The organism is uncultured Xanthomarina sp. (assembly GCF_963971605.1).
Taxonomy (GTDB): Bacteria; Bacteroidota; Bacteroidia; order Flavobacteriales; family Flavobacteriaceae; genus Xanthomarina; species Xanthomarina gelatinilytica.
This window is the reverse complement of sequence record NZ_CAXATZ010000026.1, coordinates 34,385-41,795: the sequence shown is the minus strand read 5'-3', so window position 1 is coordinate 41,795 and position 7,411 is coordinate 34,385. Positions and strand designations below refer to the sequence as shown.

General features: G+C 35.2%; 8 protein-coding genes. 7 read left to right on the top strand and 1 reads right to left on the bottom strand.

Annotation, left to right across the window (positions count from 1 at the left end; all coding sequences use genetic code 11):
- Positions 1–306: MnmC family methyltransferase (locus AACY93_RS10110; protein WP_339611870.1), on the top strand; the 306-nt coding region annotated here is incomplete at its 5' end.
- A gap of 228 nt (positions 307–534) precedes the next feature.
- Positions 535–1,437: a TIGR01777 family oxidoreductase gene (locus AACY93_RS10105; RefSeq protein WP_287006315.1), complete on the top strand. Its 903-nt coding sequence runs from the start codon at positions 535–537 to the stop codon at positions 1,435–1,437.
- Between the two features lie 52 nt (positions 1,438–1,489).
- Here AACY93_RS10105 and AACY93_RS10100 read toward each other — a convergent pair whose 3' ends face one another.
- The gene (locus AACY93_RS10100; protein WP_287006317.1) at positions 1,490–2,146 is read right to left on the bottom strand and encodes a YceI family protein; all 657 of its coding nucleotides are present in this window, start codon (positions 2,144–2,146) and stop codon (positions 1,490–1,492) included.
- A gap of 162 nt (positions 2,147–2,308) precedes the next feature.
- On the opposite strand from AACY93_RS10100, the gene AACY93_RS10095 reads away from it, so the two are divergent.
- From AACY93_RS10095 to AACY93_RS10075, 5 genes are all read left to right on the top strand, one after another.
- A complete protein-coding gene (locus AACY93_RS10095; protein ID WP_287006318.1) occupies positions 2,309–2,857 on the top strand; it encodes a nucleotide exchange factor GrpE in 549 nt (182 codons plus the stop codon).
- Positions 2,858–2,861: 4 nt separating this feature from the next.
- Positions 2,862–3,989 carry a molecular chaperone DnaJ gene (dnaJ, locus tag AACY93_RS10090; RefSeq protein ID WP_007650081.1) on the top strand — a complete coding sequence of 376 codons (1,128 nt, stop codon included), beginning with the start codon at positions 2,862–2,864 and terminating at the stop codon, positions 3,987–3,989.
- 283 nt (positions 3,990–4,272) lie between these two features.
- Positions 4,273–5,199, top strand: a complete 927-nt coding sequence (locus AACY93_RS10085) for an ABC transporter ATP-binding protein (RefSeq protein WP_007650082.1) — start codon at positions 4,273–4,275, stop codon at positions 5,197–5,199.
- A 1-nt stretch (position 5,200) separates the two neighbouring features.
- The gene (locus AACY93_RS10080; RefSeq protein WP_007650083.1) at positions 5,201–6,514 is read left to right on the top strand and encodes an ABC transporter permease; all 1,314 of its coding nucleotides are present in this window, start codon (positions 5,201–5,203) and stop codon (positions 6,512–6,514) included.
- Positions 6,515–6,520: 6 nt separating this feature from the next.
- Complete coding sequence (locus AACY93_RS10075; protein WP_287006321.1) at positions 6,521–7,408, top strand: mechanosensitive ion channel domain-containing protein; 888 nt, start codon at positions 6,521–6,523, stop codon at positions 7,406–7,408.
- Positions 7,409–7,411: the final 3 nt, after the last annotated feature.

Here is a 7,411-nt window from a genome sequence, read left to right as displayed (position 1 = left end):
ACCTTTCAAAAAATATCGCCACACTTCAGTTTGTTAAAGCAGCAAAAGATGTTTAAAGACATCACTGATACAAATACACATCACTTAATATATTTTGACGCATTTGGGCCACGTGTCCAACCAAACCTATGGACCGAATCTGTGTTTAAAATAATGTTTGATGCTCTAATGCCATCAGGTGTCTTGGTGACTTATTCAGCCAAAGGGAGTGTGCGTCGAGCCATGCAAGCCGTTGGTTTTACTGTTGAAAAACTTCCTGGACCTCCAGGAAAACGTGAAATGCTAAGAGCCAGTAAAGGCTTATAGCATTTGGAGAGATTTACAAGTCAAATGCTTCGTGCTACAAAACAAACAGCGACTCCAAGTTTATAATATTTCGGGATAAATGCCAAGAGGAAAAACTAGGCTCTATAATTAAGTGTTTATCTAGCCATTTACGTTCATAAACCCTAAACTTTCGTTAAATCTGTTAAACCTTATTTAAAGTGACTGCTATAGCATTGGTAAATCTGTATCTTTAAATAAAAATTGACTATGAAAGTTTTAATTACAGGAGCCACAGGATTAGTAGGAAATGCCATTGTAGCTCAATGTAAAAAACATGCTATTTCTGTACATTACTTAACTACCTCAAAGCATAAAATTGAAAATAGAGAACACTATAAAGGGTTTTATTGGAATCCAGCCAATAATGAAATTGATGTGTCGTGCTTTCAAGGGGTCGATGCTATAATAAATTTGGCAGGAGCTCCCATTTCCAATAGGTGGACCTCCAGCTACAAACAAAAAATTATAAACAGTAGGCTGCAAAGTTTACAGCTTTTAAAATCTGCCATAGAGAAAGAAAACATCAAAATCAATCAAATAATATCGGCAAGTGCCATTGGCATCTACCCAGATTCTTTAACTAATTATTACGAAGAGAATTATAAAAACACCTCTACAGGGTTTTTAGGGAAAGTGGCCAAGGAATGGGAAGAGGCAGCAGATGCTTTTTCCAATTTAAATATGAAAGTCTCAAAAATTAGAATTGGTTTGGTGTTGGATGCAAAAGAAGGTGCTTTGCCACAAATGGTTAAACCTACCAAATACGGTTTTGGAGCAGCTTTTGGAAGTGGTCTTCAGTGGCAATCCTGGATTCATAAAAAAGATTTGGCCAGAATATTCATTCATGTTTTGGAGAACGGACTGGAAGGTGTTTATAATGGAGTAGCACCAAACCCTGTTACCAATCAAGAATTAACAAAAGCCATTGGGAGAACATTAAATAAACCCTTGTGGTTGCCAAACATTCCCAAGGTTGTCATGAAATTGATTCTAGGGGAAATGCATGTGTTGCTTTTTGAAAGTCAGCGAGTGTGTTCAAAAAAGATCATTGACACTGATTTTGAACATAAGTTTGTTAATCTCAAACCAGCATTGGAAGATTTATTGTAAAAAAAAACCGTTACAAGTGTTGTAACGGTTTTTTTATTTTAGAAAATCATCGTTAAGCTTTAGTGGCAGTAATGTTGATTTGTAATTCTATTTCGTCGTTAATAAACTTATCACCTAAATTATCAAAAAATGATTTAGAACCATATTGAACATTCCATTTAGAACGGTCAATGGTAAACGTTTCACTGGTAATGGTTAAAGCGTCGCCATTTTGGTCTACTGTTACAGGAATCTTGATATTGTTAACAGCATCTTTCATTTTTAAGTTTCCAGACAACATGGTTTTACCTTCAACAGTTTCCATTCCAGTCACTTCAAAAGCAGATACAGGGAACTGCTCAACATGGAAAAAGTCAGGGCTTTTTAAATGTCCTGTAAGTTTTGCATTGTCCTCTTCTTCTGCAGGAATGTCTTTTACAGTAATGGAATTCATATCAATTAAAAACGTACCACTTTCCAAGGTGTCGTTGTTTAAAGTTACCACACCACTGTCCAAGGCAATGGTTCCGTTATGGGACCCTGTAGGTTTGTGACCTGTCCACATTATGGTAGATCTTTCTGTGTCTACTATATATTTGGTTGAAACATCTGTTGTTTCTGCAGCAACTTCAGCTTCAGTAGTTTCTGCTTCCTTGGCTTTATCTTTACAACTGGTAAAAGCAATTGCCAAAGTTGCTACTGTTAAAACTGTAAGAAATCTTTTTTTCATAATAAGTTATTGTTTTTAGTGTTAAGTAGCAAAAATACATATTTGCCAGATAATATAATCTAAAAAAAATATTAAAATTTTTTGGTGACATTTTGACATTTTTACAATAATGGCAGTACTTTTGCCATCTTTAAAAAGTATTTAATATTTACAAGTACAACTATGAGTAAGAATGATGAAAAAACAGATATAACTTCGGGTCAAGTTGAAAATCAAACTGAAAATCAAGTTGATGACCAAGTTATGGAACAAGAAGAGTTAAGTAAGGAAGAACAGCTTCAAGAAGAACTGAAACTGGAAAAAGATAAATTTTTACGTTTATTTGCCGAATTTGAAAACTATAAAAGACGTACTGCCAAAGAGCGTATTGAATTGTTTAAAACTGCAAGTCAAGACGTCATGCTATCTTTGCTGCCTATTTTAGATGATTTTGATAGAGCCTATTCCGAAATTTCCAAGACCAAAGAAAAAGAACTTTTAAAAGGCGTGGAGCTTATTAACAGTAAATTAAAGAACACCTTAAAAGGTAAAGGGCTTGAAGAAATAGAGCTAGAGTCAGGAGATGTTTTCAATGCAGATATACATGAGGCGATAACGCAAATTCCTGCACCATCAGACGATTTGAAAGGTAAAATTGTGGATGTGGTTGAAAAAGGATACAAACTAGGCGATAAAATAATTAGATTTCCAAAAGTAGTTATAGGACAATAAACATATGGCAAAACGAGATTATTACGAGATTTTAGGGATTGATAAAAATGCCAGTGCAGCCGAAATAAAAAAGGCATACAGAAAAATGGCCTTAAAATATCATCCTGATAAAAACCCGAACGACAAAGAAGCTGAAACAAAATTTAAAGAAGCAGCAGAAGCCTATGAGGTCTTGAGCAATGCCGATAAAAAAGCGCGCTACGACCAATTTGGGCACCAAGCCTTTGATGGCAATGGTGGCTTTGGTGGTGGAGGCATGAATATGGATGACATATTTAGCCAATTTGGCGATATTTTTGGAGGTGCCTTTGGAGGTGGAGGTGGATTCTCTGGTTTTGGAGGTGGCTTTGGAGGTCAGCAACGTCGTGTAAAAGGTAGTAATTTGCGTATTAGGGTAAAATTAACCTTAGAAGAAATAGCCAATGGTGTTGAGAAAAAAGTGAAAGTAAGACGTAAGGTCCAAGCCAGTGGAACCACCTACAAAACCTGTAGTATGTGTCATGGTTCTGGACAGGTAACACGTATTACAAATACTATTTTAGGACGAATGCAAACTGCAACAACCTGTACAACCTGTGGTGGAGCTGGTCAAACCATTGATAAAAAGCCCGATGGTGCAGATGCTCATGGTTTAATTGTTAAAGAAGAAACAGTTTCCATAAAAATTCCGGCAGGAGTTGTAGATGGCATGCAACTTAAAGTTTCTGGTAAAGGTAACGAAGCTCCTGGGAATGGGGTTTCTGGAGATTTGCTTGTAGCCATTGAAGAAGAAAAGCACGCCACCTTACAACGTGAAGGAGACAATTTGCATTACGATTTGTATATAAGTTTGCCAGATGCTGTTTTAGGGACTTCCAAAGAGATAGATACAGTAACAGGAAAAGTACGTATTAAAGTAGAAGCAGGAGTGCAATCTGGAAAAATATTGCGTTTAAGAGGGAAGGGGATTCCTAGTATCAATGGATATGGAAAAGGGGATTTATTGGTTCATGTAAACGTATGGACACCAAAAACCTTAAACAAACAACAAAAAGACTTTTTTGAAACCATGAAAGACGATGAACATTTTGCGCCAAAACCAGAAAGTTCAGACAAATCTTTCTTTGAGAAAGTAAAAGACATGTTTTCTTAAAAAAATATACTTCCACGAATCCCTCTTCAATAGAGGGATTTTTTTTGTTTTAACAACTTATTTGTATCTAAATATCGATAGTTTATTAAAAAACACTATCTTTGAAATATCACTATTTTTAAATAGTGGTTTTTTTCTTTTTCATAGCAATTTTTTCCCATCCTAAAATATTATATATTTCAGGGTGGGTTTTGTTTTTTTTATGGCTTTTAAATTATTTCCGGATATTAAGGATTACTTTATGACATTTAATATCTTTACGTATCATAAATAACCAACCTATATGAACAACTTATTAGAAGCACAATCGGTTTCTAAAAAATTTGGCAACTTTACAGCACTTAATCAAGTGTCTATTTCTGTACCTAAAGGAAGTATTTTTGGACTTCTTGGTCCAAATGGGGCAGGTAAAACCACATTAATTCGCATTATCAATCAAATTACCATGCCAGACACTGGGCAGGTGTTTTTAGATGGAGAACCACTTCAAACACATCATATTAAGGACATAGGCTATTTGCCTGAAGAACGTGGCCTTTATAAATCCATGAAAGTTGGTGAACAAGCCATGTATTTGGCTAGGCTAAAGGGTTTGAGCAAAGCAGAAGCCAAAACCCGATTGAAATATTGGTTTGAGAGATTGGAAATTGGAGATTGGTGGAACAAGAAAATCCAGGAACTTTCCAAGGGAATGGCCCAAAAAATACAATTTATTGTAACGGTTTTACACGAACCAAAGTTGTTGATATTCGATGAGCCTTTTTCTGGCTTCGATCCCATAAACGCCATTCTTATTAAAGATGAAATTTTAAGGTTGAGAGACAATGGAGCGACTGTTATTTTTTCAACCCATAGAATGGAATCCGTAGAAGAATTGTGCGATCAAATTGCATTGATTCATCAATCCAATAAAATTCTGGATGGGAAGCTCACAGATATTAAAAAGCAGTTTAAAACCAACACCTTCGAAGTTGGCATCAGAACCTCCAATAATTTGCTGCTGGAGAAAGAACTCTCAGAAAAATTTGTGGTATCGCCTGCAAGTTTTAAAACACTTGGAGACGAATTGATGCTTAATGTAAAACTTTCAGAAAAGGATGTCCCAAATGATTTGTTGAGTTTTTTAACTTCTAAAGGGGAAGTTTCGCATTTTGTTGAGCTAATTCCAAGTGCCAACGATATTTTTATTCAAGCCATAAAGAATAATTAATATGAATCATTTATCATTAATCATAGAAAGAGAATATTTAACCAAGGTTAAAAACAAATCGTTTATAGTCATGACCATTTTAAGTCCAATCATCATGATTGCGCTTATAGCTGTTGTGGCTTATCTTTCTCAAATAAATAACAATAAGCAACGAACCATATCCATTTTGGATCAATCTGGAATTTTAAAGCATTCTTTTACAGACACAGACAACCTGACGTATCATATTTTGGAAAACATGTCTCTGGAAGAAGCCAAGGAACAAGTCCATAAAAATGAGGAATATGGCTTGCTATACATAGAAAATTTTAAGGATATAGATAAGTTGGGCGAACATATCAAGTTTTTTTCAGAAGAATCCCCTTCGTTAACGCTTATGTCTGCCCTGGAAAGCAAACTGGAAAAGCAACTCACAGATTTAAAGTTGGAGTTTGAAGGCGTGGATGTTGAAAAAATTAAAGCTTCCAGAGTACGTGTAAACATAGGTCAAGAAAGTTTTATAGGTGAAAAAACCTCAAAAATAGATAGTGTTGTAAAGCTTATATTTGGTGGTTTGGCAGGATATTTACTGTTTATGTTTATCATTATTTATGGTAATATGATCATGCGAAGCGTGATAGAGGAAAAAACCAGTCGCATCATAGAGATCATTATTTCGTCTGTCAAACCCATCCAGCTTATGTTGGGTAAAATTATTGGAACCTCTTTGGCAGGAATCACCCAGTTTGTAATCTGGATTATTTTGGGAGGTGTTTTAATGACGGTTTTATCCATGGTTTTCGGAATAGATTTTGCACAATCACAAACAGGTCAGCAGGAAATCTTAAATCAAGCCATGCAAAATCCAGATGTCAATACCGAAATCCAAAATGTTATTACAGCTTTTTACAATCTTCCTATTACCAATTTAATTATAGCCTTTATCCTGTTTTTTATTGGAGGCTACTTGTTGTACAGTTCGCTTTATGCGGCCATTGGAGCGGCTGTTGATAACGAAACAGATACCCAACAGTTTTTGCTACCTATTTTAATGCCATTGATATTAGCTGTTTATATTGGCATTTTTACGGTTATAGAAGATCCTCACGGAACCGTTTCAACAGTGTTTTCATTTATTCCTTTTACATCGCCAGTTGTCATGCTTATGCGAATTCCCTTTGGTGTGCCTATTTGGCAGCAATTGGTATCTTTAGCTTTATTGATAGGGACTTTTATTTTTACAGTTTGGTTTGCAGCTAAAATTTATCGTGTGGGTATTTTAATGTATGGAAAAAAACCAAGTTATAAAGAATTACTAAAATGGGTTAAATATTAATCTTACATGCAGAATCATTTAGATGAAATAGAGGAAATAGTGACAGATAGTGGCGCTTGGGAAACGTTTTTGGATTTTTTAAGGACTGTTTTATACGTTAATGAAGATAAAACCATAAAGATAACCATAGGCTTGGTTTTGTTGGTGTTTGTTATTTACATCATCACTACCATTGTTTTAAATTTTTTAAGGCGTATATTCTCCAGAAGGCTGCCAAAAGCAGACAAAGCTAAATTCAATACTGTGTTTTCTTTTGCCAGATGGTTGGTTTACATTATTGTATTATTGATAGTGTTCGATTCTGTAGGTGTAAACGTTACCGCTATTTTTGCTGCATCTGCAGCCCTGTTGATAGGTGTTGGTCTAGCCTTACAAACCTTATTCCAAGATATTATTTCTGGAGTTTTTATATTAATAGACCAAAGTTTGCATGTAGGGGACATTATAGAAATAGAAGGTAAAATAGGACGTGTGGAAGAAATAAAGCTACGCACAACCAGAGCCGTTACAATAGATAATAAAGTATTGGTTATACCCAATCACTTATATCTTACAAACAGTTTGTACAATTGGACCCAAAACGATACCTCCACAAGAGAGAGTGTCTCGGTAGGAGTAGCTTATGGCAGCGATGTACAACTGGTAAAAAAGTTATTGTTGGAAGCAGCCAATAAACACCCAGAAGTTTTAAGTCAACCAGAACCAGTGGTTTTGTTCACGGATTTTGGAGACAGCTCATTAAATTTTAAGTTGATTTTTACCTTAAACGATAGTTTTAAGGCCCAGTTCCCATCTAGCGATATTAGGTTTGAAATAGACAGGTTGTTTAGGGAAAATAATGTCAGTATCCCGTTTCCACAAAGAGACATTCATATTATTGAAAAAAAGAATTAAAAG